Source organism: Bacteroides faecalis (genome assembly GCF_003865075.1).
Taxonomy (GTDB): Bacteria; Bacteroidota; Bacteroidia; order Bacteroidales; family Bacteroidaceae; genus Bacteroides; species Bacteroides faecalis.
In genome coordinates this window covers 23125-47840 of record NZ_BHWB01000022.1, presented here as the reverse complement: position 1 = coordinate 47840, position 24716 = coordinate 23125, and the positions used below count along the sequence as shown (strand labels likewise).

Sequence of the window (24716 nt, the reverse complement as noted above, 5' to 3'; positions counted from 1 at the left end):
ACCAATTCAATTCGCAGAATCTTTATTTCTCTCTTTTATTCTTCATACGGTTCGAAATCTTCTTTACCTACTCCGCAAAGAGGGCAAACCCAATCATCTGGAATATCTTCAAACGCTGTACCTGGATCAATTCCACCATCCGGATCTCCTTGTTCTGGATCATAAATGTAGTCGCAAACCGTGCAAATGTACTTTTTCATACTGTTCGTTTTTTATTGGTTTTCTATATAATAGAACACAAATATAAGCAAATTGTTCAGATTCCTTTTTTTATAAAAAGGAAAAAGGTATCTTTGTAATCACATCCCGAACAAAATACATCATGCACACAATATTGCTATTAATCTTCATTGTCATATGTATCGTCCTACTAAGCACTCTCTTGTGGGAACAAAGAAAACGTATTTACATGCAGCAACAATTACTCCAAGACGCCAAAGAGTTGAGGCATACCCATCATATTACAAATGCTATATTAAGAAATGTACATGCTTTTATTTTATTGATAGATAATGATTTTAAAGTACAAGAAACCAATTATTACCAACTAACAGGAGTATTGGAAAGCTTGGACAGAAAAAGAGTCGGCGATTTATTGCAATGCCGCAACGCACTATCTGCGATAGGAGGCTGTGGTACACATGTTTATTGTGGTACTTGCCCGATACGCCAAGCCATTCAACAAGCTTTCGATCAGAAAAAGAGTTTTACCAATTTAGAAGCAACTTTAAATGTAGTTACATCGGATAGCGAAACTGTTGAATGTGATGCTATTATCTCCGGAGCATATCTTCTGCTTGACAAGGAAGAAAAAATGGTAATTACCGTACATGATGTCACCCATCAAAAACAAATAGAAAAGGCATTAGTACAAGCTAAAAATAAAGCTGAAGAAGCCGATATTTCAAAATCTGCATTTTTAGCAAACATGAGTCATGAAATACGTACTCCACTAAATGCGATCATGGGATTTTCTGAAATTCTGGAAGCAACCAATAATGCAGAAGACAAAGCACAATATCAAAAAATAATCAAGACGAATGCTGAACTGCTATTACAACTGATCAACGATATTCTGGATATGTCAAAAATAGAAGCAGGAACTCTCGAATTCGTATATGCCGAAGTGGATATCAATCAGTTAATTTCTGAGTTACAACAACTTTTCCAGATGAGAATAGCAGGAATCGGAGAAAACGTAAAGATATTGACAGAAACCCCTCTCCCCTCCTGTCTGATACAAACAGACCACAACCGTATCTCGCAAGTACTCGCCAACTTCATGACCAATGCTATCAAATTTACAAAAGAAGGAAGTATCCGCATTGGCTACGAAGCCAGAGAAAATGAACTTTATTTCCATGTCACTGATACCGGAATTGGGATCTCGGCTGAAAAGTTACCGAATGTATTCGAACGTTTTGTAAAATTAAACAAGGATAAGAAGGGAACAGGATTGGGACTTTCTATTGCTAAAACTATTATTTCCAAGTTAAACGGATCAATTGGCGTAGATTCAGTAGAAGGAGAAGGTTCTACTTTCTGGTTTACAATCCCCTATAGTTCATGCGGCAAACCACAGTGAATAATTGCAACTTCATAAAAAATTTTAATTAAACATCTTATCACAATTTAATATTGTACTTTTGCAATCCTAACTAAACGCATGTATCTGCATGAGTGCAAAAAAAGATGATTCTAATCATTTAGGACTTACTGATAAGGAAGTCCTACAAAGCAGGGAAAAAAATGGTGTAAACCTGCTAACACCTCCTAAGCGTCCATCTCTTTGGAAACTTTATCTCGAAAAGTTTGAAGATCCTGTTGTACGCGTATTATTAATAGCCGCCGTATTTTCGTTGATTATCTCTATCATCGAAAATGAGTATGCCGAAACTATCGGAATTATTGCAGCGATTTTGCTTGCTACAGGTATCGGTTTCTTTTTCGAATACGATGCTAACAAAAAATTCGATCTGCTAAATGCCGTTAATGAAGAGACGCTAGTCAAAGTTATCCGAAACGGGCATGTTCAGGAAGTTCCTCGTAAAGATATTGTTGTAGGGGATATTGTAATTCTGGAAACAGGAGAGGAAATTCCTGCGGACGGAGAATTACTGGAAGCTATTTCTCTACAAGTTAACGAATCCAACCTAACCGGTGAACCGGTAATCAATAAAACTGTTGTTGAAGCTGATTTTGATGAAGAAGCAACATATGCTTCTAATCTGGTTATGCGTGGAACAACAGTGGTGGACGGTCATGGAACAATGCGTGTTTTACATGTGGGAGATGCAACGGAGATTGGAAAAGTAGCCCGCCAAAGCACAGAACAGAATCTTGAACCGACTCCATTAAACATCCAACTAACTAAACTTGCTAACCTGATCGGAAAAATCGGATTTACAGTTGCAGGATTGGCCTTCCTTATATTCTTTGTAAAAGATGTGTTGCTATATTATGATTTCAGCGCACTTAACAGTTGGCATGAATGGCTTCCTGTTTTGGAACGGACACTGAAATACTTTATGATGGCGGTTACCTTAATCGTTGTAGCTGTTCCGGAAGGTCTGCCTATGAGTGTTACATTAAGTCTGGCGCTGAATATGCGCCGTATGCTTTCCACTAATAACCTGGTAAGAAAGATGCACGCTTGTGAGACAATGGGTGCAATTACGGTCATTTGTACGGACAAAACCGGTACGCTGACTCAGAACCAGATGCAAGTATATGAACCAAACTTTTATGGAATCAAAAATAACAACCAGTTATCTGATGACGATATCAGTACTCTTATTGCAGAAGGAATTAGTGCAAACTCAACTGCTTTCCTTGAAGAAACTACAAATGGCGAAAAGCCTAAAGGAGTAGGAAATCCAACTGAGGTTGCTTTATTATTATGGCTCAATAACCAGAGAAGAAATTATCTGGAACTCAGAGAAAACGTACATATACTTGACCAATTAACGTTCTCTACAGAACGCAAATTCATGGCTACGCTTGTTGAATCACCGATTATCGGAAAGAAAATCCTCTATATCAAAGGAGCTCCCGAAATCGTTCTCGGCAAATGCAAAGAAGTTATATTAGACGGACGCAGGGTAGATACAGTAGAATATCGCTCTACGGTAGAAGCACAGTTACTGAACTATCAGAACATGGCAATGCGTACTCTCGGCTTTGCTTTCAAAATAGTAGGAGAAAATGAACCGAATGACTGCACAGAACTTGTCTCCGCCAATGACTTAAACTTTTTAGGTGTAGTTGCCATTTCAGACCCTATACGTCCGGATGTACCTGCTGCCGTAGCTAAATGCCAATCAGCCGGTATCGGTATTAAGATTGTCACCGGAGACACTCCGGGAACTGCTACAGAGATTGCACGCCAAATCGGACTATGGAATCCTGAAACAGACACTGAATGGAATCGTATAACTGGTGCTGCCTTTGCTGAATTAAGTGATGAAGAGGCATTAAAACGTATCATAGACCTCAAAATCATGTCACGTGCACGTCCTACGGACAAACAACGCCTAGTGCAGTTGCTTCAACAAAAAGGAGCAGTAGTTGCCGTAACAGGAGACGGTACGAATGACGCACCTGCCCTGAATCATGCTCAAGTGGGATTGTCAATGGGTACAGGAACTTCCGTAGCCAAAGAAGCAAGTGATATCACACTGCTTGATGATTCGTTCAATAGCATTGGAACTGCCGTTATGTGGGGACGTTCACTCTATAAAAATATCCAACGGTTCATCGTATTCCAGCTGACAATTAACTTTGTCGCTCTGTTAATTGTACTACTAGGCTCTGTCATTGGTACAGAATTACCACTAACCGTTACACAAATGTTATGGGTAAATCTTATTATGGATACCTTTGCCGCTTTAGCTTTGGCATCTATTCCTCCCAGCGAGACTGTAATGCAGGATAAACCCCGACGTAGTAGTGATTTTATCATAACGAAAGCAATGAAGCATAATATATTAGGTGTAGGTTCTGTCTTCCTTATCATACTGCTTGGAATGATCTATTATTTCGATCATACTCCTCAGGGTATGGATGTACAAAATCTCACTATCTTCTTTACTTTTTTTGTCATGCTTCAATTTTGGAATCTCTTCAATGCTCGTGTATTTGGTACTACTGATTCTGCTTTCAAAGGGATTTCCAAATCGTATGGTATGGAGCTAATTATTTTAGCCATTTTAGCCGGTCAATTCCTCATTGTACAATTCGGAGGAGCAGTATTCCGCACGACACCGCTCGACTGGCAAACCTGGCTTTGTATTATAGGCGTTTCGTCCATAGTGTTATGGGTTGGAGAACTTATTCGCCTTGTTCAACGTATTACTCACAAAAAGAAAAATGAAAAGTAAAGGAATTAAAAACCTCCTTATTGATCTTGGCGGGGTACTTATAAATCTAGACCGCCAACGTTGTATTGACAATTTTAAGAAATTAGGATGTGAACATGTAGAAGACCTGCTGAATTTCTATCATCAGCAGGGAATCTTCATGCAACAGGAAAAAGGAATGATAACTTCTGCTGAATTTCGCAATGGAGTCCGCGAAATGATGGGGAAAACGCTCAGTGATCAGCAAATTGATACTGCTTGGAATAGCTTTCTTGTGGATATACCTACCTATAAACTTGAACTCTTGTTGAAACTTCGCGAGAAATATGTAGTCTACTTGCTCAGTAATACGAATGCTATCCATTGGAAATGGGTTTGTGAGAATGCTTTCCCTTACCGCACATTCAAAGTAGAAGATTACTTCGAAAAGACTTATCTCTCTTTTGAAATGAGAATGATTAAACCTGAAATGGAGATTTTTAAAGCTGTCATCGAAGATGCAGATATTGATCCCAAAGAAACTTTCTTCATTGACGACTCTGATATAAACTGTAAAATGGCTCAGAAATTGGGTATTTCGACCTATACTCCAAAAGCCGGTGAAGATTGGAGCCATTTATTCAATAAAAAAAGGTAATTTTGCAGCTATGCAGATTATACGTGATACAGACGCTATAATTCCTGAGCCATGTGTAGCCACCATCGGTTTTTTTGATGGAGTACATATCGGACACCGCTATTTGATTCAACAAGTGAAAGAGATAGCGGCAGTCAAAGGTTTGCGTTCCGCCTTAGTTACTTTTCCCGTTCATCCTCGTAAGGTGATGCATTCGGATTATCGTCCGGAATTACTAACGACTCCGGATGAAAAAATCAATTTGTTAGCCGATACCGGAGTAGACTATTGCCTGATGCTTGATTTCACTCCAGAGATTTCTAGCTTGACAGCCTTGGAGTTTATGGAACGATTGTTGAAAGAACGATTTCAAGTACAATGTCTGGTTATTGGCTACGATCATCGTTTTGGACATAATCGGAGTGAAGGATTCGAAGATTATGTACGTTATGGTCAATCTATTGGTATTGAAGTCATTCGTGCTCTTGCATGTACGGATTATATAGAAATAAATGATACTAAAAAGATAACAGTAAGTTCTTCACTTATTCGGAAACTGCTTCATCAAGGGGATGTCGATCTAGCAGCCCATTGCCTGGGATACGAATATTTTCTGGATGGTACGGTCGTAGGTGGTTATCAGGTAGGACGGAAAATAGGATTCCCGACAGCTAACTTAAGTGTTGATGATCCTGATAAATTAATTCCTGCAGACGGAGTATACGCTGTTTGGGTGACTTTTGATGAGAAAACTTATATGGGAATGTTGAACATTGGAGTACGTCCTACTATTGACAATGGTTCTAACCGGACTATTGAGGTAAATATCCTACATTTCCACTCGGATATTTACGATAAATTCATAAGGCTTACTTTTGTAAAAAGAACACGTCCCGAATTAAAATTCAACAGCATTGAAGAGTTAATTGAAGAACTCCATAAAGATGCCAAGGAAGTAGAAGCTATATTAAGCTAAATACTGTCTATATTCATAGACTAAAGAATATAACAAATATGAGAACTGCAATCAAACTAATTTTATTATACCTCGTCATTGCGCAAATTGTCGCTCCAATTCTAGTAATGATTCCTTGTGTAATTTATCAGATAATAACCACTGGAAGTTTAAATAATGAAGCATTAATGAACATGATTATAATTCCAGCACAATTAACTGGACAACTCATGATGCTTATATATTTATGGAAAGCCGGCTACATCAGCAAACAAAAAACAACCTGGTCACCGGTATCCGGTTCTTATTTACTTCTTAGTGTGCTGGCAATTCTTTCCTGCACTTTTGTTGTATCCGCTATTACAGACTTAATGAAATGGATCCCTAATATCATGGAATTCCCTTTCGAGATTCTCCAATCTAACTGGATTGGAATACTTGTCATATCACTTATCGGTCCTATATTTGAAGAATTACTATTTCGTGGAGCAATCACCAAGGCCTTGTTGCAACAGTATAATCCAACAAAAGCCATTCTTCTTTCAGCATTTCTATTTGGCATAATTCATATCAATCCGGCTCAGATACTTCCCGCATTCTTAATCGGAATACTATTAACATGGATTTATTATAAAACAGCGAGTCTGATTCCTTGTATTCTTATACATGTTCTCAACAATTCACTGTCTCTTTATCTGAGCGCAAAATTTCCTGAAGCTAAATATATAGACGAAATTATCACTGGAGTTCCTTATATGATTACTTGTATTGTATCATTGCTTGTACTGACAGGAGTTATCCTATTGATGAATCGGACAACAGTTCGCTATCCATGGAAAAAGGAAGACAATAAATAAATCATATACAACAGTATAAGAAATCGATTTATTCATTATATTCGCAAATAAAAGTGTAACAATGTTACTTTCTCTTTAAAGTTGTTTTGTTACATTCACACAAATAAAACGAACAAATATTTACTAATAGACACATTAAAAATGAAATTAAAAAACTTCTTGGCAGTGCTACTTATGATAATGAGTTTCACTGCATGTGATGAAGACACTTTGAACACAATCAAAGAATTAAATCTAAAAATGACTTTCTATTATGATGGTACAGAAATCACCGATCTGAAGAATGTAATCAATCTAAATGGAACAGGAACACTAGCCTACACTTTAGACAGTGTAGCATTTGATGCACTGGACATAACAGCAAAGATTCTTGAAAAGACCTCGTCTACAAAAGAAGACGTTACAATCAATTTTGATAGCAAAAGCAACAAAGGAACAATCATTATCAGTTCAACACTCAAAGAGGAAGTGACTCTAGAAGTCACAGTTAAAAACAATGGTAAAGTTATTCGTACATACCAATTAAAGATAACTAATTTTATAGCTGAAGAAGAGGATAAAAGACCACGTATCTCTCTAGATGCTTTAGCCGGAGAAGGTGAAATATACAATGTTCATATACCTTTTCATTCCGAAAGTATACCATACTTTTACGAATTATCTGTAATTGCTGAGGGTATATATGCTAATGAACAGAATCTGAATGTAAATATATCTATTGATAGTGATACATTAGAAAAATTTAATCAAGAAAAATTTGGGTTTAGAAATGATTTACGCTACAAACAGTTACCTGATTCGTACTATTCTTGTCCAATTGTCTGTCATATACCAGAAGGGATAAATACACAGAAACTACCCATTGAGTTTAAGAATATGACCAATCTAGACATGAGTAAAAGATGGATACTTCCAGTAACGATTAAAAAAGATCCATCTTATATACTAAACATGGAGAATAAAAAGCACAGAGCTTTTTTAAATATTATATCCTATAATAATTATTCAGGTACTTACTCTTCAACAGAAATGAAAATTTATGTGAGAGAAACCACGAATGATCCTGCTACAGTAGATACTCGTACTGCGTTTGCAATAGATGCTCAAACTATTTTTTTCTATGCTGGTACTACTTGGATGGAAGATGAGAATCGTGATAAGTACAAAGTGATTGTCGAATTTGGTGAAGGAGTAAAAGATGAAGATGGAATAATCACCGGCCCGATTGTAGTCCAAGGCAATACGGATAATGAAGCACAGATTACACCTTTCGGTGAATGTACATATAAAAGAAGTATAACACAGCATACTACCCAACCACATATAAATGTGGAAACGACAATATTATACTTAAGCTATTATTATACGGATGTTACTTCAAATCCAGCTTACCCAATCCGTTATCGCGTTACTGGTAGTATGACTATGCAACGTTCGATTAATACTTTAATACCAGATAAAGACCAAGCCATCATATGGTAGTCCCCTAAATTGTAAAGTAAACAACTATCTAATTTTAAACGCAAATTACGCAGATTTCATGGATAAAATCAATTAATAATCCATGAAATCTGCGTAATTTGCACTTTCAAAAAGTATGGAACAGTTGCTTGGCTATTCCTTATGTTATAAATATCTCCGAATCACCTTCCCTCTTTTGCCTTAAACGCCAAAGCATACATACGTATCTGTTTCACCATCGAAAGCAAACCATTGCTTCGTGTAGGCGACAAGTGTTCTTTCAAACCAATTTTATCAATAAAATAAAGATCAGCTTTCAGAATTTCATCGGCCGTATGTCCGGATAGAACTTTAATAAGTAAAGCTATTATTCCTTTTACAATCAGCGCATCACTTTCTGCCTTAAAGACAATCTTACCATCCACGTCATCTGCCTGAAGCCACACACGACTCTGGCAACCTTCTATTAGATTCTGTTCTGTTTTATATTTCTCATCAAGCGGTTCTTGTTCGTTTCCCAGGTCGATCAGCAGTTGATAGCGGTCCATCCAATCATCGAAGTCATTGAATTCAGCAATTACTTCGTCCTGCAATTCATTTATTGACATATAAAATAATTATTTAAATTGGCAATATAACAATGCACCAATAGCCTTGCATACATACTTACATAAAAGCAACTAGGTACTTTAGCAAATTGGTACTTTGATAAATTATTTATTTTTCATTGTAGATTACTTCCAATACTGTTTGTCCTACAGCTTTCAAAGTATTCTTATCAATATGATCCATATTATCATTGATAGTATGCCAGGTTGGAGTAAACCCTCCTTCCGGATCAGAAGCAATGATATCAATTGTTTTAATACGTGCAAGTTCGTTTATAAACAAATGATCATCTGTAACAGCTCCTCCATTTTCATCAATGAACATTTTCCCATACCCCAGTTTCTTTGCGGCTTTCCATACCTTTTTATTAATATCCGGCGCATATCGCTCTGAGTTAGATTCTTTCAAAAACATAGTATTTTCACCTCCAACCATATCAAGTAAAATACCAAAACGAGCATTATATTTTTCTACATGTGGATTACGAGCCCAATATTGAGCACCCAAACACCATGATTCCTCTTTACCTCCACTTGCCCCATAATCTTCTGCATCCAGAAAAATAATATCAATGCCTAATTCCGGCTGTTGCTGATTAATCAACCGGGCAATCTCCAACAAAGCTCCTACTCCACTTGCCCCATCATTTGCACCCAGAATAGGAGTATGATGATTATTCTCGTCCGGATCATTATCAGCCCATGGGCGGGTATCCCAATGTGCAAACAAAGCAATTCTTTTTTTATTTTCGGGGTTATAGGAGCCAATGATATTTCGCGCTTTCAGTAAGGTCCCGTCATAAGCTATCAAATCGGCATATTGATTGGTTACTTTTGCTCCAAATGTCTCTAATTGTTTAGCCAGATAATTACCACATGCTACATGTTCTTTAGAATTGGGGACCCGGGGACCAAAATCAACTTGACTTTTCACATACAAATACGCACTATCCGCATCAAACTGAGGTACATTCACCACCCCTACACTCTCTGCATTGTTTGTACTTCCAGCTTTGCTACTTCCCCCACAAGAAAAAGCGGAGAATAACAAGAAAGTACTACCCAATAATATCATAGCTTTCTTTTTCATTGTCATCTTTTTATGTTAAGACTTCAAAATTAGTCATTTTCATCACAGTATCGTTCAAATGGAATAGATAATTAACAAATAAACTTTAGTTCCACATTTTTCTTACCAACTGTAAATTCGACTTTTGCTCCGTTGATTAGTGGAAAATTATGAGTGACATGGCCTACGGGAAAGTTAAAACAAACCGGATAGTCGTATTCTTTCACCAAATCTGCCAAAGCAGCATACAGTTCTTTACCTAACGAATGATCTTCATCGTATTCGGTAAACTGTCCAATGATCAATCCCGACAGTTTCTCCAGCACGCCTCCCAACTTCAGATTATACATCATGCGTTCAATAGCATGGGGACGCTCACTGACATCTTCAATAAACAGCACAGTACCTTCTGCAGGAATATCATAAGGAGTGCCTCGTAAACCGTAAGCTACTGCCATGTTTCCTCCGCGTAAAATTCCTTGCACACTTCCCTGTTTATTTAACTTATGTTTTTCACAAGTATATTCGGGCAGATTTCCGAATAAAATATCTTTCAAATAACCGGCACAAAGATCACCTTCCGGCTCTACTGTCAGATGGCGAGCCATCAACGAATGCAATGAAGCATAGCCATTTTTCTGGAAAAGATTATGCAAAGCGGTAATATCACTGAATCCAAGTAACCATTTAGGATGTTCGCTAAATCTGGTAAAGTCAATTTTATCAATCAAATGTACCACTCCATATCCTCCCCGACTACAAAGAATTGCTTTTACCTTCGGGTCATCCATCGCATCTTGAAGGTCTTTCAAACGCTGTTTGATAGTCCCAGCAAAACGTCCGGAAGAACCTCCGGCATGTTTTCCCATAGCAACTTTCAGCCCCCACAACTCCAAACGTTTCTTCGCTCCTTTTAGAAATTGACTATCAATTTTACTGGAAGGAGAAATAATCACCACTTTATCGCCTCGTTGCAAAAAGGAAGGAAATTGAATATCCATATTATTATTTTATTGATTTTCGCTGATAAAAACGTACCCAATCTACTTTCATCTCCACCGGAAGTTCTTTAGGATCGACTGTCCCCACCCAAGAACCGCCCAATTGCATATCAATCAACAAATAAAAAGGCTGATTAAATGGGAACTGCCCTTTCTCTGTTGTTTGTATACGAGAATAAGTAAATGTATGCACATTATTAATATAGAATGAAAGGCTGTCCGGATACATTTCTACCGCAAATACATTGTAGCTATCCGGATCTATCATCCCTTTAGAACCCGACTTAGGATGTTCTCTTAGACCTAACGTATAAGTATAATAAGAATGAACCGTCTGATAAGCGATGGAATCATGATTCAAACGTTCCATAATATCAATCTCGCCCCCTACCGGCCAATCGGCATTCTCGGCTAACATCCAGATAGCCGGCCAAGCTCCTTTCGCTGGATCTAACTTAGCACGAATTTCAATACGTCCATTGGAGAAAGCTTTTTTCCCCTTCGAATAAACACCACCAGTCAAATAAGGAGCGGTGTCATTGAGTTGCGTCTGATTGACAATGCCTCTTAGCACCAATTTTCCTTTACGCATTGCGTAGCAGGAATCAAAGTCTGTCATGTAATTATCCCAATCAGCTCCTCCACGAGGTATTTTGCTCCATACCTGTTCATTGAAACCTTTTTTCTGATTAAAATTTTCCTCCCACACCAGCGACCAGTCCGCAAGTCTTTGAGTCGATTTACAAGATATGAACATCCAGCAAAAGAGCAACGAGCTAATAAATAAGAGACCTTTATAATGTTTCATATCAATTTTGTTTTCAGGAAATTTTCTTTTGCAAAAATACACGAAAAAACGATTCTATGCATATCTGATCTTAAAAACAAATGCAATATAGCAAAATGTTATATTAAGGAGGATTTTTTAAGACCATTCTACCTGTTTTTTCAATCATTTTTCAGATATTTGCTAAAAACATAACGTTATGGAACCTATTCAAAGTTTTGCCCAATTAACAGCCCATCTAAAGAAACAACACCGTAGAAAACGAATAGCAGTAGTTTGCGCCAATGATGCCAACACAGAATATGCCATTGTCCGTGCCTTAGAGGAAGGATTTGCAGAATTTCTTATGATTGGTGACTCTGCTATCTTGAATAAATTCCCCACTCTCAAACAATATCCCGACTATGTGGAAACAATTCACATTGATGATCCGGACGAGGCTGCACGTGAAGCTGTACGTGTTGTACGTGAAGGGGGAGCAGATATTTTGATGAAAGGTATCATTAATACAGACAATTTACTCCATGCTATACTCGACAAAGAGAAAGGATTATTACCTAAAGGCAAAATCCTCACTCATCTTGCTGTTATGGAAATCCCAACTTACCACAAGCTACTATTCTTTTCGGATGCAGCTGTAATTCCACGCCCTACATTACAACAACGAATAGAAATGATTTGGTATTCTATCTGCATCTGTCGCCACTTTGGCATCGATCAACCACGCATCGCACTGATTCATTGTACTGAGAAAGTAAGTGCTAAATTTCCACATTCACTGGATTACGTGAATATTGTGGAATTAGCCGAAGCCGGAGAATTTGGAAATGTCATTATCGACGGTCCACTCGATGTGCGTACCTCTTGTGAACAAGCGAGCGGAGATATCAAAGGTATTGTTTCTCCTATCAACGGACAGGCAGACGTACTGATTTTCCCAAACATCGAATCAGGCAATGCATTCTATAAATCTGTATCATTATTTGCGAAAGCGGAAATGGCAGGATTATTGCAGGGGCCTATCTGTCCGGTGGTACTTCCATCACGTAGTGATTCCGGATTATCCAAATATTACAGTATCGCAATGGCTTGTCTGCAAGTATCAGAAGACTGCGAATGCAGAAAACAAATGCATCCGAATTCATAATTTAAAATTCAAGATTAATGAAGATTCTGGCAATCAACCCCGGTTCTACTTCCACCAAAATAGCTGTATACGAAAACGAGACTCCGATTCTGGTTCGCAATATCCGACATACGGTAGAAGAATTATCCGCCTATCCGCAAGTGATAGATCAATTCGAATTTCGGAAGAATTTGGTGCTTCAGGAACTGGAAGCTAATGGAATACCTTTTGCATTCGATGCAATTGTCGGACGTGGTGGTCTGGTCAAACCTATTCCCGGTGGTGTATACGAAGTAAACGATGCGATGAAACGCGATACCTTACACGCAATGCGTACTCATGCCTGTAACTTGGGTGGATTAATTGCTGATGAACTATCTTCTTCTTTACCTAGTTGTCGTGCATTTATTGCCGACCCTGGAGTAGTGGACGAATTGGAAGACATAGCCCGCATCACAGGGTCTCCATTAATGCCACGAATTACCATTTGGCACGCTTTAAACCAAAAAGCAATCGCACGCCGATTCGCTCAGGAACAACATACTCACTATGAAAATCTAGATTTAATTATTTGTCACTTGGGAGGGGGTATTTCTATAGCAGTCCATCATCACGGACGTGCCATTGACGCAAATAATGCATTAGACGGCGAAGGTCCTTTCTCACCAGAACGAGCAGGAACACTTCCTGCAGGACAGTTAATTGATTTATGTTTTAGTGGTCAGTTCACCAAAGACGAATTAAAGAAACGCATTTCGGGACGAGCCGGACTTACTGCCCATTTAGGTACTACAGATGTAGCAGCTATCATCCAATCCATAGAAAAAGGTGACAAAAAAGCAGAATTAGTAATAGATGCCATGATCTATAATATTGCTAAAGCAATTGGCGCCGCCTCTACTGTACTTTGTGGAAAAATAGATGCGATCCTTCTAACAGGTGGTGTTGCTTACTCCGATTATGTAGTCTCCCGCCTGACAAAACGTATTGCATTCCTGGCTCCCATACATGTCTATCCCGGAGAAGATGAAATGGAAGCATTGGCATTGAATGCTCTAAGTGCATTAAAAGGCGAACTTCCAATACAAATTTATAAGTGACTTATATCCCCGGACCTACATCTGGGTAGTACCGAGACGTACGTCTGAGGAAAGTCATTCATGCAATCAATTCAGAAAAGAGCTTCCTCGCTAATCTAAAAACTACTTCTATAACGACATTATTTACTCTACGATTAAACTTTTTTGAGTAAAAAAGCTATTCCAAAGAAAATTTTCTCATATCTTTGTAACGTGTTAAGTTAATAAATTGATTAAGGTCGATTTTTGACTGTTTCGAATCGGGAAGTATGGGGGTACTTTCCGATTCTTTTTTAGTATCATTCTGACAAAACGAGATATACATATAAATAAAATAGCCCGACTACTTAAAGTAATCGGGCCATCATCTATTTATATAGAAACAATTCGTTTCTTTATTTCTTTTCCGGTCTTGGCATCAAAACTTTTCTTGAAAGTTTGAATTTACCTGTCTTCGGATCAATATCAATCAATTTAACATCAATTTCATCACCTTCTTTGATTCCGGCTTCTTCAACTGTTTCAAGACGTTTCCAGTCAATTTCTGATATATGAAGCAAACCATCTTTGCCTGGCAAGAATTCTATGAATGCACCGTAAGGCATAATAGAACGAACCTTACCTTTATATACTTCACCTATTTCAGGAACAGCAACGATCGCTTTAATCATACGCATAGCGTCATCAATACACTTCTTGTTTGTTCCGGAAACTTCGATGCGACCGATTCCACCGATTTCTTCGATAGTGATCACGGCGCCCGTTTCTTCCTGCATACCCTGAATGATTTTTCCACCCGGGCCGATTATAGCACCGATAAATTCTTTCGGGATAGTCATAGTCTCAATACGAGGAGCATGGTCTTTCAAATCAACACGTGGTTCAGAGATTGTTTCAGTGATCTTACCAAGAATATGCATACGTCCTTCTTTTGCCTGATTCAAAGCACGTTCCAAAATATCATAGGACAAACCGTCTACCTTAATATCCATCTGAGTAGCAGTAATACCATCTTTTGTTCCAGTCACCTTGAAGTCCATATCTCCGAGGTGATCTTCATCACCCAAGATATCAGACAATATAGCGTATTTCTCTTCACCCGGATTCTTAATCAATCCCATAGCGATACCGGAAACCGGTTTGTTGATTTTCACACCCGCATCCATCAAAGCCAATGTTCCGGCACATACAGTAGCCATTGAAGAAGAACCGTTAGATTCAAGAATATCTGAAACGACACGTACTACATACGGATAGTCAGCAGGAATTTGTCCTTTCAATGCACGCCAAGCCAAGTGACCGTGACCGATTTCACGACGACCTACACCACGTTGTGCTTTAGCTTCACCTGTTGAAAAAGGAGGGAAATTATAATGTAACAAGAAACGTTCCTTTCCATGAGTCAATACATCGTCTATAATCTTCTCATCCAACTTCGTACCTAAAGTTACAGAAGTCAATGACTGAGTTTCACCACGAGTAAAGATAGCAGATCCATGAGGACCAGGCAGGTAGCCCACCTCGCACCAGATCGGACGAATCTCGGTAGTCTTACGACCATCCAGACGCTTGCCTTCATCAAGAATGCTACGACGCATAGCTTCTTTTTCTACATCATGATAATAACGGTCAATGAGCGGAGCTTTTTCTTCCAATTCTTCTTCAGAGAATTGTGCTTTGAACTCGTTACAGATAGCTTCAAAAGCATCCATACGTTCATGCTTGTTTTTGTTTCCGGAAGCAGCGATAGCATAAGCCTTGTCATAACATGCTTCACGTACAGCCTTACGCAAATCTTCGTCATTTACTTCATGGCAATATTCACGTTTTACAGTTTTACCAACTTCTTCTGTCAGTTCCATCTGAGCTTTGCAATGCACTTTGATAGCTTCGTGAGCTACCTTCATTGCTTCCAGCAATTCAGCTTCCGACACTTCACTCATTTCACCTTCTACCATCATGATATTCTCATAAGTAGCGGCAACCATAAGGTCCATATCAGCCTTTTCCAATTGATCAAAAGTCGGATTAATAACGAACTGTCCATCGATACGTGCTACACGTACTTCAGAGATCGGTCCGTTGAAAGGAATATCTGAAACAGCAAGTGCTGCAGAAGCAGCAAGTCCTGCCAAAGCATCCGGCATATCTTCACCATCAGCTGAAAAAAGAATGATGTTTACATATACCTCTGCATGATAATTATCAGGGAATAGAGGACGGAGAGCGCGGTCTACAAGACGACAAGTAAGAATTTCATAATCAGAAGCTCTACCTTCTCTTTTGGTGAAACCACCAGGAAAACGGCCGAATGCCGCAAATTTTTCTTTGTACTCTACCTGTAAAGGCATAAAATCTGTTCCGGGAACTGCATCTTTAGCGGCACAAACAGTAGCTAACAACATGGTGTTGCCCATGCGAAGCATTACAGAACCGTCTGCCTGTTTTGCCAACTTTCCCGTCTCGAGTGTGATGGTTCTTCCATCAGGTAGCTCGATCGTTTTAACAATTGGGTTAATCATAAAAATTGTTTTATCTATACTTTTCTTTCAAAATTCTCGCAAAGATACACATTTATCATTGTAATCAGGTGGAAATGAGGTAAAAAGTTAGTTGTAATATGATTTTTTTTCAAAATAAGGGTGAAGAAGCAGGCAAAATGCTTTTGACTAATCTTGAAAAGAAGTATATTTGCAACTCTTATAATAACACACGATATGAAAAAAATAACTTTTGCAGCTCTTGCTGCACTTACCATTACTGCTTGTAGTTCCGGCCCTAAGTTCCATGTAAACGGCGACATATCCGGAGCTGACGGAAAAACTCTTTATCTGGAAGCTTCCGGACTGGAAGGTATCGTTCCACTTGATTCTGTTAAGCTAAAAGGGGAAGGTAAGTTCAGCTTCAAACAACCCCGTCCCGAATCTCCGGAATTCTATCGGTTACGGGTAGAGGATAAAGTCATTAATTTCTCTGTGGATTCACTTGAAACGATTCAAATCAATGCCCCTTACACCGATTTTTCTACAGCATATACCGTTGAAGGTTCAGAAAACAGCAGTAAGATTAAAGAACTGACTATAAAGCAGATCCGTCTTCAGCAAGATGCTGATAATTTATTGAATGCACTGCGGGCTAATAAATTAAGTCACAATGTTCTGGAAGATAGCCTTACTGCACTGGTAAAGAGATACAAAGACGATGTTAAAATGAATTATATCTTTGCGGCTCCTAATACTGCAGCTGCTTATTTCGCTTTGTTCCAGAAACTCAACGACTACTTGATATTTGATCCGTTGAACAATAAAGACGATGTAAAATGCTTTGCGGCTGTTGCTACCAGCCTCAACAATGCTTTTCCTCATGCTGTACGTTCTAAGAACCTTTATAATATTGTGATTAAAGGGATGAAAAATACTCGCAAACCTCAGGCGCAGAATCTGGAGATTCCACAAGACAAGATTATAGAAACAGGTATTATCGATATCGCATTACGTGATGTGAAAGGAAATATTCGCAAACTGACTGATCTGAAAGGTAAAGTAGTGCTTTTAGATTTCACTGTATACCAAGCTCCGGCAGGTGCAACACACAACTTGATGCTTCGTGAATTATATAATAAATATGCTTCACAGGGATTGGAAATTTATCAAGTATCCTTGGATGCCGACGAGCACTTCTGGAAAACATCCGCAGCCAACTTGCCTTGGGTATGCGTTCGCGACGGCAATGGTGTGTACTCCAGCAACGTATCCGTATATAATGTTCGTCAGGTACCATCTATCTTCCTGGTTAATCGTAACAACGAATTAAAACTTCGTGGCGAAGACATCAAGGACATAGAAGCATCTGTCAAGTCCATGCTTTAAGTTGTTACATTTTAGCATATTTCATTTAAATATGTTACATAGCATTCTTTTTTGCTTGACACATATCACTTAAAAGACTATCTTTGCAAAGAAATCATTAGAAGAGGGTTCCAGCATGACTCATGTTGGAATTCTTTTTTGTTTATATGACCATTTTAAATTAAAGGAGGAAACATCATGGCTTATATGTCAGAAGAAGGTTACAAAAAACTTATGGCGGAACTGAAAGAACTGGAAACAGTAGAACGCCCTAAAATCTCCGCGGCAATAGCTGAAGCAAGAGATAAAGGAGATTTGTCAGAAAATGCAGAATACGATGCAGCTAAAGAAGCGCAAGGTATGTTGGAAATGCGCATTAACAAATTGAAAGCTGTTATCGCAGATGCTAAGATCATCGATGAATCAAAATTAAAAACAGATTCCGTACAGATTTTAAACAAAGTGGAACTGAAGAACGTAAAAAATGGTATGAAGATGACTTATACCATCGTTTCTGAAAGCGAAGCTAATCTGAAAGAAGGAAAGATTTCTGTAAATACCCCTATCGCACAAGGTTTACTTGGTAAAAAGGTAGGTGATATTGCTGAAATCAAAGTTCCGCAAGGTCAGATTGCACTGGAAGTAGTAAACATATCAATTTAATGTAAAGGCAGGTCTCCGTATGGAGCTTGCCTTCTTTTATCTATATACGTTATGGCAACAATATTCAGCAGAATCATCGCAGGTGAGATTCCCTGCTATAAGGTGGCGGAAGACGATAAGTTCTTTGCTTTCCTTGACATCAACCCGTTGGTAAAAGGACATACGTTAGTAGTCCCCAAACAAGAAGTGGATTATATTTTCAATTTAAGTGATGAAGATCTGGCAGCTATGCACGTCTTCGCCAAGAAAATAGCTAAAGCCATTCAAAAGGCTTTCCCCTGTCAGAAAGTTGGTGAAGCTGTTATTGGTTTGGAAGTTCCTCATGCACACATTCATCTGATCCCTATCCAGAAAGAATCGGATATGCTGTTTTCTAACCCTAAGTTGAGATTATCGGATGAAGAATTTTCAGACATAGCTAAAGCCATCAACTCCTTTCTATAAAACATGGTGATTAAATAATTGAAAGGTATCTCTATAGTGATATAGGGATATCTTTTTTAATTACTAGTCTTTAATGGATCCGCCGATTTATCTTTGTTCTCCGCTACTTCTACCAAATATACTCCCACACAGATAAACAAAATGGCAAAAGTTTGTGTCCAACTAAAACGGTCTTGACCTAATGTCAAAGAAGCTATCGTCGCAACAATCAGGATAAGGTAACCATAAATGGCAACTACTGTTGTCTTCAAATATTTTAAACCAACTGGAAGCAGCATATAGCTGATAGTGGTCGGAAATATCAGAACAAACATTAAGATCAGGAAAGGTGTCCAGTGAAATGGAAATGAAAAAACAGGTGCATCAATACCAACAATACAAGACACGATAATGGCAGAAACTGCCGCGCCGGAGAAGGTATATTTCAACATTGTCATTGCGCCGATAGAAGTTAGAATACGCTGGCTCAATACCAGATAGATAGCATAAACTATCGAACTGATGAGACAGAACATATTTCCAACAAAAGCATCGGAAGCCAGATCGTCACTTTGCTGAGTTAAGATACAGAGCAATGCCCCTATTAATCCAATAGATATTCCGATAATCTTTTTGCCGGTAGCTTTCTCCTTATAGAAAAAAATCATTATCAGAAAAACCCAAATAGGTTGCAGACTGGTAAAAATAGAACTGGAAACCGGAGTTGTTTTACTCAATCCTGTAAGGTAGAAGAACATAAATCCATAAAGTCCCAAAGCCCCCAATAAGAATAGAAGCCACTTATCTCTTGCTGTCGATTTCTCCGGAGGCATAAACCAACCTATCACCCAGAAAGCAACTGCTGCAAAAGTACAACGAAACGTTGCACCCGTCAGGGGACTCATCCACAATGGGAGGAGAAATTTCAGGGCATTCATATTTAATCCACTAAAGACTTTTGAGACTGCCATACTTAGGTTGGCTTCCAATTTTTTATTCTTCATCTTTGTTTTATTTCAATTGGTCATTAAACAGAAACTCGTGACGGCGAACATAAGCCCATATAAGAGTAACAATTGTGATACATAAATTAAATACAAAGCCAAACTGCTGAGTCTTTATGTGGAACATTGATTGGAAAAAGTCAATGATAAACGGACAAAGCAAAATGGCAAGATAGTTCATCATCATCACAAAAGCTAGTGCTAAAGTTACTTTTTTAGAAATGGCTGTATGAGTTGTCTTATCATAAATAATCGGTTGAATCACCCCATAGCCTAAACCAACAAGAATACATCCGGGTGCAATCACCCACTCCTTTGGAGAAATCCAGATCAAAGCAAGACCAATGGCAATGGATAGCAAACTATAAAATTTTGTTTTCTCTTTCAATCGACCAACAATTTGGTTGAGGAAAAAACCGGGAGCCATAATCGCCAAAAAGAATAGTGATATCATAATGCCAGAATTACCACTGGTAAAATGATATTCTTCCATCAAGAAAGGAAGATTGAAAGTTACAACTAATGCAAGGAAGGTAGACAATCCATAAAAAAACATTACTTGTACTAAGTGCTTCACATTGATACCATATTTGCTGTGCAATGTATCTGTATCCACTTCTTCGTCTTCACTTCCATCAGACGATTCTTTTTTAGCAAGTGAAGAATCACCTTCGCTATCCATACTTCTTTTCAAATAAACAGACAGAACAAGAGATACTATAGGAAGTAGATAAACCACAAAAGGCAGGTGCCAGTTTACTTCTGCTAGATAACCGGTAACAGTAGTGGCTACAACAAGTGTCACATTGGTTATTGCTGAGCTAAGTCCAAACTGCTTCACTCTGTAAGCTCCACTGAAGTATTTGGAAATCAGTCCTGTGGATAACGGGACAATCATACCGGAACCTACACCAAGCATAGCACTGACGGCGATCAATTGCCACATCTTATTAGATAATAAATACAAAATGCCACTCAATGCAAAAATCGCCAGTCCCGCTTGCAACAAACGGATAAAGTTCACTCTCTCTGTCAATTTACCTGCTAACAGAATAAAAGGTATAACCAACAATGAAGGTAATGACGAAAGCATCTGAATATCCAGCTCCGTAGAATGGGGAAAGATGACAGAAAGTTTCCCCAAAATAGGTGAAACAGCTAACCCCGGTAATGCATTCAATGCCGATATTGACCAGATACCAATCAGAGTGATAAGGGGAATAGTCCCATGGCCTGTCTGTATTCTCATATTGTATGAAAGTTAAATGTTTAGGTTTGAAAACAACAATCATACCGCAATAAAGTTCACCCTTAATAAACGCCAAATAATGTAAAACCAGCAAACTTTCAATACTATCTGCTGTTGTTGTGGAAAATTAGACGGGGAAAATCCCCATCGCCTAAACCTTTAAAAAAACAAATTAAGTATGGAAGATTTAAACTTTAGAAAAGGTGATGCCAAGACAGATGTATTTGGTTCTAACAGAATGTTGCAACCTTCACCCGTAGAAAAAATTCCTGATGGTCCTACTACCCCGGAAATCGCATATCAAATGGTGAAAGATGAAACATTTGCTCAGACTCAACCAAGACTGAATCTAGCAACCTTCGTCACTACTTACATGGACGAATATGCTACCAAACTGATGAACGAGGCTATCAACATCAACTACATCGATGAAACAGAGTATCCGCGTATCGCAGTAATGAACGGTAAATGTATCAATATCGTTGCCAACCTGTGGAATTCTCCAGAAAAGGATACTTGGAAAACTGGTGCCTTGGCTATCGGCTCTTCCGAAGCTTGTATGTTGGGTGGTGTAGCAGCATGGCTACGCTGGCGTAAAAAAAGACAAGCTCAAGGTAAACCGTTTGATAAACCTAATTTCGTTATCTCAACCGGTTTCCAGGTAGTTTGGGAAAAATTTGCTCAGTTATGGCAGATTGAAATGCGTGAAGTGCCTTTGACATTGGAAAAGACAACTCTCGACCCAGAAGAAGCATTGAAGATGTGTGATGAAAACACGATCTGTATTGTACCTATCCAAGGTGTTACATGGACAGGACTGAATGATGACGTAGAAGCTCTTGACAAAGCCCTTGATGCTTACAATGCAAAAACAGGTTTTGACATTCCTATCCACGTAGATGCCGCTAGTGGTGGTTTCATCCTTCCGTTCCTTTATCCGGAAACAAAATGGGACTTCCGTCTGAAATGGGTACTTTCTATCAGTGTATCAGGTCATAAGTTCGGGCTTGTTTATCCAGGATTAGGATGGGTAGTATGGAAAGGTAAAGAATACCTACCTGAAGAAATGGCATTCAGCGTAAACTATCTGGGAGCTAACATTACTCAAGTTGGTTTGAACTTCTCTCGCCCTGCTGCTCAGATTTTGGGTCAGTATTATCAATTCATCCGTTTAGGATTTCAAGGTTACAAAGAAGTTCAGTACAACTCTTTGCAGATCGCTAAGTATCTTCATGGCGAAATAGCTAAGATGACTCCGTTTGTAAACTACTCTAAAGAAGTAGTGAACCCACTATTCATTTGGTACATGAAACCGGAATATGCTAAGACTGCTAAATGGACATTGTATGATTTGCAAGATAAGTTGTCTCAACATGGTTGGATGGTTCCTGCTTATACGTTGCCTGAAAAGTTACAAGACTACGTAGTAATGCGTATTGTTGTTCGTCAGGGATTTAGCCGCGACATGGCAGATATGTTGTTGGGTGACATCAAGAATGCAATTGCTGAATTGGAAAAACTTGACTTCCCGACTCCTACTCGTCTGGCTCAGGAGAAGAATTTACCGGTAGAGGCTAAAATATTTAATCATGGCGGACGTCATCAGAAAGCTGTAAAAAAATAAATTACCTTATGGATAAGAAAATAACTCTTGCTCAATTGCAAGAAATAGTTCAGGAAGCATACGAACAGGTAAAGACAAATACAGGCGGCAAGAATGCCGACTATATTCCTTATCTGGCGAATGTAAACAAAGATCTCTTCGGAATTAGTGTTTGTCTGCTTAACGGACAAACCATTCACGTGGGAGATACTGATTACCGCTTCGGTATTGAATCCGTATCCAAAGTACATACGGCGATTCTGGCACTACGCCAGTACGGTGCAAAAGAGATACTAGAGAAAATCGGAGCCGATGCAACCGGATTGCCTTTTAACTCTATCATGGCTATCTTGTTGGAAAACGATCATCCTTCTACTCCGCTGGTAAATGCCGGGGCAATCACTGCTTGTAGTATGGTGAAACCGACTGGTGACTCTGCTAAAAAATGGGAAGCCATCGTTCAAAATATTACCGACCTATGTGGTAGTGCACCTCAACTGATTGATGAATTGTATAAATCGGAATCAGATACTAATTTCAACAACCGCTCTATCGCTTGGTTGTTGAAAAATTACAATCGTATCTATGATGATCCAGATATGTCATTAGACCTCTATACCCGTCAATGTTCTTTAGGAGTGACTGCTTTGCAGTTATCTATTGCCGCTGGTACAATCGCTAATGCAGGTGTGAATCCGGTTACTAAGAAGGAAGTATTTGATGCTAGTCTATCTCCTAAAATTACGGCAATGATTGCCGCAGTAGGTTTTTACGAGCACACAGGTGACTGGATGTATACTTCAGGTATTCCCGCCAAGACAGGTGTAGGCGGTGGTGTTATGGGTGTGTTGCCCGGTCAGTTTGGTATTTCCGCATTTGCTCCTCCTTTGGACGGATCCGGCAACTCTGTAAAAGCTCAACTGGCTATTCAGTACATCATGAACAAACTCGGTCTGAATGTATTCGGAAATAATCATATCATTGTTGGGGAGTAAAATTCGATTTTTTCTAACGTGAGAGAGGGCGCTATCCTGTAAAAGGAATAACGCCCTCTAATTTATTATATGAAATAGGGCTTTTATATCGGTTATTGAGCGTAATTATCTTCTATGAAGCAGATTTCTCTGTTGGTGATTGCTGTGATGTTTGTCCTTGTGGAGACGTTTGCCCTTGTGAAACTACTGATTCTTGTTGGGTTGTTTGTTGCTGATAATACTTGTTTTTCTGATCGTTAAAACGTTGTATCAAATTTGTAACATATACTGTAAAGATTGGAAACATCATCATACCCAATGCTGCTAATACAACAGACAACACACGCCCTGTAACAGTTACAGCTATAATATTCGAACCAACAGTAGTAACATCCATAAATGCCCACCATAAAGCATCACCATATCCGACAACCAAAGGATTCACTTTATGCTCAAGTACAAAAAATGCTAAGCTGGAAAAATAAACAGTTGCCAACAACATTGTCAGATAAGATATAAAAAGGCTGGAAGCTCTATTATGAGTGAGCCATCCTACCACAATAGCTAATGCATATCCTCCTCTCAACAAAGGAATAAAACGTAGCATATAAGTAACCTCCGGTGAGAATGTCCAACCATAATACGCAATAATATTCTGATAAGGTATCGCTACCAACAAGAAAACAAAGTGTGAGCGTAGGTAATGCCATTTATGTCTTGCCAAAAAGAATTCCAGCACAAAATCGAACAAAAACCAGATACATATCCATAACTGAACTTTCATATACGAAGTTTGCGTATAAAAAGGAATACCTTTGAAAGTATCAATAGAAATACTTATGACCAGAAAAAGAGACATCAACAAAATAACTACATGAAGAATGCCATAAATACCCTTTTTCTCCCATACAAAATCAGAAAGAGCGGATTTCATAATTGTTTATTTTAAAAAGTTTCTAATATTATTATGTACAGAAACAAAAATAAGCTACGAATGTTCCGTCAGTATACATTTGTTAATTAACCAACTTTGAA

General features: G+C 38.6%; 22 protein-coding genes. 13 read left to right on the top strand and 9 right to left on the bottom strand.

Annotation, left to right across the window (positions count from 1 at the left end; genetic code table 11):
- Nucleotides 1-35: 35 nt before the first annotated feature.
- Nucleotides 36-200 carry a rubredoxin gene (gene rd / locus EJF25_RS21555; protein WP_125042670.1) on the bottom strand — a complete coding sequence of 55 codons (165 nt, stop codon included), beginning with the start codon at nt 198-200 and terminating at the stop codon, nt 36-38.
- A gap of 209 nt (nt 201-409) precedes the next feature.
- Between rd and EJF25_RS21550 the strand changes: the two genes are divergently transcribed.
- The 6 genes from EJF25_RS21550 (at nt 410) to EJF25_RS21525 (ending at nt 8268) form a co-directional block, all read left to right on the top strand.
- Nucleotides 410-1585: a sensor histidine kinase gene (locus EJF25_RS21550; protein ID WP_125042669.1), complete on the top strand. Its 1176-nt coding sequence runs from the start codon at nt 410-412 to the stop codon at nt 1583-1585.
- 91 nt (nt 1586-1676) lie between these two features.
- Nucleotides 1677-4379, top strand: a complete 2703-nt coding sequence (locus EJF25_RS21545; RefSeq protein WP_125042668.1) for a calcium-translocating P-type ATPase, PMCA-type — start codon at nt 1677-1679, stop codon at nt 4377-4379.
- A complete protein-coding gene (locus EJF25_RS21540) occupies nt 4369-4995 on the top strand; it encodes an HAD family hydrolase (RefSeq protein ID WP_125042667.1) in 627 nt (208 codons plus the stop codon). The genes EJF25_RS21545 and EJF25_RS21540 overlap by 11 nt, the downstream gene beginning before the upstream one ends.
- Before the next feature lie 10 nt (nt 4996-5005).
- Nucleotides 5006-5950, top strand: coding sequence for a bifunctional riboflavin kinase/FAD synthetase (locus tag EJF25_RS21535; RefSeq protein ID WP_125042687.1), 945 nt, complete (start codon nt 5006-5008; stop codon nt 5948-5950).
- Between the two features lie 38 nt (nt 5951-5988).
- Nucleotides 5989-6786 carry a CPBP family intramembrane glutamic endopeptidase gene (locus EJF25_RS21530; protein WP_125042666.1) on the top strand — a complete coding sequence of 266 codons (798 nt, stop codon included), beginning with the start codon at nt 5989-5991 and terminating at the stop codon, nt 6784-6786.
- Between the two features lie 141 nt (nt 6787-6927).
- Nucleotides 6928-8268, top strand: a complete 1341-nt coding sequence (locus EJF25_RS21525) for a DUF4973 domain-containing protein (protein WP_125042665.1) — start codon at nt 6928-6930, stop codon at nt 8266-8268.
- A gap of 161 nt (nt 8269-8429) precedes the next feature.
- Here EJF25_RS21525 and EJF25_RS21520 read toward each other — a convergent pair whose 3' ends face one another.
- The 4 genes from EJF25_RS21520 to EJF25_RS21505 all read right to left on the bottom strand — a co-directional run bounded on the left by EJF25_RS21520 (nt 8430) and on the right by EJF25_RS21505 (nt 11733).
- The gene (locus EJF25_RS21520; RefSeq protein ID WP_125042664.1) at nt 8430-8855 is read right to left on the bottom strand and encodes a SufE family protein; all 426 of its coding nucleotides are present in this window, start codon (nt 8853-8855) and stop codon (nt 8430-8432) included.
- A 109-nt stretch (nt 8856-8964) separates the two neighbouring features.
- The gene (locus EJF25_RS21515; RefSeq protein ID WP_125042663.1) at nt 8965-9945 is read right to left on the bottom strand and encodes a M20 family metallopeptidase; all 981 of its coding nucleotides are present in this window, start codon (nt 9943-9945) and stop codon (nt 8965-8967) included.
- Nucleotides 9946-10016: 71 nt separating this feature from the next.
- The gene (locus tag EJF25_RS21510) at nt 10017-10925 is read right to left on the bottom strand and encodes a S66 peptidase family protein (protein ID WP_125042662.1); all 909 of its coding nucleotides are present in this window, start codon (nt 10923-10925) and stop codon (nt 10017-10019) included.
- A gap of 4 nt (nt 10926-10929) precedes the next feature.
- The gene (locus tag EJF25_RS21505; RefSeq protein ID WP_125042661.1) at nt 10930-11733 is read right to left on the bottom strand and encodes a glycoside hydrolase family 16 protein; all 804 of its coding nucleotides are present in this window, start codon (nt 11731-11733) and stop codon (nt 10930-10932) included.
- Nucleotides 11734-11911: 178 nt separating this feature from the next.
- Between EJF25_RS21505 and EJF25_RS21500 the strand changes: the two genes are divergently transcribed.
- The gene (locus EJF25_RS21500; RefSeq protein WP_125042660.1) at nt 11912-12859 is read left to right on the top strand and encodes a phosphate acyltransferase; all 948 of its coding nucleotides are present in this window, start codon (nt 11912-11914) and stop codon (nt 12857-12859) included.
- A gap of 17 nt (nt 12860-12876) precedes the next feature.
- Complete coding sequence (buk, locus tag EJF25_RS21495; RefSeq protein ID WP_125042659.1) at nt 12877-13938, top strand: butyrate kinase; 1062 nt, start codon at nt 12877-12879, stop codon at nt 13936-13938.
- 374 nt (nt 13939-14312) lie between these two features.
- Here the strand turns inward: buk and pnp are convergent, their stop codons facing one another.
- Nucleotides 14313-16439, bottom strand: a complete 2127-nt coding sequence (pnp, locus tag EJF25_RS21490; protein ID WP_125042658.1) for a polyribonucleotide nucleotidyltransferase — start codon at nt 16437-16439, stop codon at nt 14313-14315.
- Nucleotides 16440-16634: 195 nt separating this feature from the next.
- Between pnp and EJF25_RS21485 the strand changes: the two genes are divergently transcribed.
- The 3 genes from EJF25_RS21485 (at nt 16635) to EJF25_RS21475 (ending at nt 18872) form a co-directional block, all read left to right on the top strand.
- Complete coding sequence (locus tag EJF25_RS21485) at nt 16635-17786, top strand: DUF4369 domain-containing protein (RefSeq protein WP_125042657.1); 1152 nt, start codon at nt 16635-16637, stop codon at nt 17784-17786.
- A gap of 177 nt (nt 17787-17963) precedes the next feature.
- On the top strand, nt 17964-18428 hold the full coding sequence (greA, locus tag EJF25_RS21480) for a transcription elongation factor GreA (protein WP_025075211.1): 465 nt from the start codon (nt 17964-17966) through the stop codon (nt 18426-18428).
- Nucleotides 18429-18479: 51 nt separating this feature from the next.
- Entirely contained in the window at nt 18480-18872 is a 393-nt protein-coding gene (locus EJF25_RS21475) for an HIT family protein (protein WP_125042656.1), read from the top strand.
- A gap of 56 nt (nt 18873-18928) precedes the next feature.
- Here EJF25_RS21475 and EJF25_RS21470 read toward each other — a convergent pair whose 3' ends face one another.
- On the bottom strand, nt 18929-19855 hold the full coding sequence (locus EJF25_RS21470; protein WP_125042655.1) for a DMT family transporter: 927 nt from the start codon (nt 19853-19855) through the stop codon (nt 18929-18931).
- Between the two features lie 7 nt (nt 19856-19862).
- Nucleotides 19863-21104, bottom strand: coding sequence for an MFS transporter (locus tag EJF25_RS21465; RefSeq protein WP_125042654.1), 1242 nt, complete (start codon nt 21102-21104; stop codon nt 19863-19865).
- 178 nt (nt 21105-21282) lie between these two features.
- On the opposite strand from EJF25_RS21465, the gene gad reads away from it, so the two are divergent.
- Nucleotides 21283-22728 carry a glutamate decarboxylase gene (gene gad, locus EJF25_RS21460; RefSeq protein WP_125042653.1) on the top strand — a complete coding sequence of 482 codons (1446 nt, stop codon included), beginning with the start codon at nt 21283-21285 and terminating at the stop codon, nt 22726-22728.
- An 8-nt stretch (nt 22729-22736) separates the two neighbouring features.
- On the top strand, nt 22737-23702 hold the full coding sequence (gene glsA, locus EJF25_RS21455; RefSeq protein WP_125042652.1) for a glutaminase A: 966 nt from the start codon (nt 22737-22739) through the stop codon (nt 23700-23702).
- Between the two features lie 112 nt (nt 23703-23814).
- Here glsA and EJF25_RS21450 read toward each other — a convergent pair whose 3' ends face one another.
- Nucleotides 23815-24615, bottom strand: a complete 801-nt coding sequence (locus tag EJF25_RS21450; protein WP_125042651.1) for a potassium channel family protein — start codon at nt 24613-24615, stop codon at nt 23815-23817.
- Nucleotides 24616-24716: the final 101 nt, after the last annotated feature.